The 1,696-nt window shown below is 46.8% G+C and carries 1 protein-coding gene; it reads left to right on the forward strand.

Annotated features, from left to right (window positions below):
* The coding region (locus ACN0IC_RS15305; RefSeq protein WP_416879616.1) for a hypothetical protein at positions 1 to 1,416 on the forward strand (1,416 nt) is incomplete at its 5' end.
* Positions 1,417 to 1,696 lie beyond the last annotated feature (280 nt).

The raw sequence follows: 1,696 nt of genomic DNA on the forward strand, positions 1-1,696 counted from the left end.
CAACAGAACCGACAGTTACTTGATGCTCTAGCTGCTACTCCACAAGGCTTGGTGGACTCTCGAGATCTATGGTTGACTAGGGCCCTCCCTAGTCAGCCCTGGACTTTGAAGGCCCAGGGGCCTGTGGGTGCCAAGTACAAGGAGCTGCAGGATTCACTGAGTCTCCTGCTCTCCTGGTCAGGGAGTTTCCTGGAACCTAGTCATGGAGACCAGAGCACTGCTGGCACAGTCACTGTGTCAGGGGTTGAAAAGGAACTGTGGCAGGCCCAACACCACATCATCCAGGCCTACATGACTCCACTTTGCAACAAGTTGTCAGACACTCTGGTGTTCCCACTTTTGTGTGGCCAACTCCAGTCCAATGATGGCTTGCTCAATGGACAGTTATATGGGGCCCAGATGCTGTTGAGTGTAACTGGGTTACTAGGGTCACTGGTAACATACTTAGATGGACTTTCTACCCAATACAATGACATTCTAGCTCCCCCTCAGGTCACCAGGAACAATATCAGGGCACACGGCAGGAAGATCCCTCACACCCAAGACCTCTATTTGATTGGTCTAAGCAAAGAGCTCGGACCTCACGAGGATTTCTTGGAGGTTTTGGAAACACGCAGAGGCACTCCCTGTTGCCTGGCCCTCAACCTGTATGACCCAGAGATGGTGGAACTGTTGGACTCAGCCCTGGAATACGGGGTAGAGTATCACTTCCTCAGTGAGAAAATGACATTGAATCAGGAAATCAGTCCAGTCCCTACTACTTTGGTGGACAGTAGTGACACCAAGAGTTGTAGAATGATAGTGAAAAGGCCAGTGTCTGTAACTGTCAAACCTACGTTCATGCTGACCAAAGTAATCTGCACCAAGGAACTAGCATATTTGTTTGTGGCCAGAGATGACTTTGCAGCAAGAAAGACTAAATGTTGGGAGAAAATTCAGTCTGGTAAAAAACTCTTCTTGGTCACTGCAAACATTTATTCATTGATTTCCCTCCAAGGGTTTATGAATGGCCTGACAATGAAGCCTTTAGCTATTTCTTCACTACAACAACTCAACCAAATGGTCTTGAAACCTCTTTCAAGTGCTAGTGTAAGACAGCTCGTCCCCCTCGCGGATCAGATCCATGAACTAATATTAAATGCCAAGATCCATGCACAACAGGTCCAGTCCAGCATTCAGCTCCAGCCAAATGGGGTGAAGATCAGGTTTCTGTCATTAATTAGCCTAATTCTTGGTGGCGACCTGTATCCGGCCATGCACAGGGATCAAGCAGGTGTACTCTTGACTTTATATTTAATTCTCATGTTTAATCTGCTAGTAATAATTCTTATGTATGTAAGCAAAAGGTGTCCATCAGGCCACAGTGGCCACAAATGCCACTGGTGGAGGCTTGGATGTTGCTGCAGGTCCTCTTAGGTGCAGATTCTCCTAGGGACACTGCAGCCTTATAACAATATTCTATAAACACCCAACCAAGCACAGCTCAGGAGTCATCCTGTGTTGTGCTAGGAGCTCAGGCTCCTCCTAGTTTTAGAGTTTAAATATTATGCTTGTGTCAAATATATTTCTTCCTCATTAACAGCAGTCACCAGCCTGAAATGGAACCTTCTGCTTTTTCGCTTGGTGATCTGTGGTTTTTAGTTTCCCCCTGTTTTCCTAATGTTGGGACATGGGGTGGAGATTGCTACACTTACAC

The organism is Litorimonas sp. (assembly GCA_029936425.1).
Classification (GTDB): Bacteria; Pseudomonadota; Alphaproteobacteria; order Caulobacterales; family Maricaulaceae; genus Litorimonas.